This window comes from Adlercreutzia equolifaciens (assembly GCF_029076695.1).
Taxonomy (GTDB): Bacteria; Actinomycetota; Coriobacteriia; order Coriobacteriales; family Eggerthellaceae; genus Adlercreutzia; species Adlercreutzia equolifaciens_A.
In genome coordinates, this window is the sequence record NZ_JARFIK010000377.1 from 1 (window position 1) to 303 (window position 303).

Annotated in this window: 1 protein-coding gene; it reads right to left on the minus strand. The window is 66.3% G+C overall.

The features are described from left to right. Positions 1 to 42: 42 nt before the first annotated feature. On the minus strand, positions 43 to 303 hold a 261-nt coding region (locus PZH32_RS12820), incomplete at its 5' end, for a hypothetical protein (protein ID WP_275208640.1).

Below are 303 nucleotides of genomic sequence, written 5' to 3' on the forward strand. Positions count from 1 at the left end.
AACGCATCAGGTTGCCCATCCCAAAGAACGGGCGGAACAGCCTTATTCCTCGCCGTCCTCCATGGCCGCGTTGCTGGCAGCCGCGTCCTCGGCGCTGGTCACGCCGACGCCCAGACCACCCAGCGAGCCCACGGAACCCAGCAGAGCGTCGAGCTCTTCCAGGTTGCGCTGGTAGGAGCGCGGCGGCAGAGCCTCGCCGAGCATCTCCTCGCCGTCGGTCTTGAACGTCGCCGGCTCATCGCCGCCGATGAGGATGGTGTCGTCGGGCGAGAACACCATGTCGATCAGCTGGCTCTTGTCGTC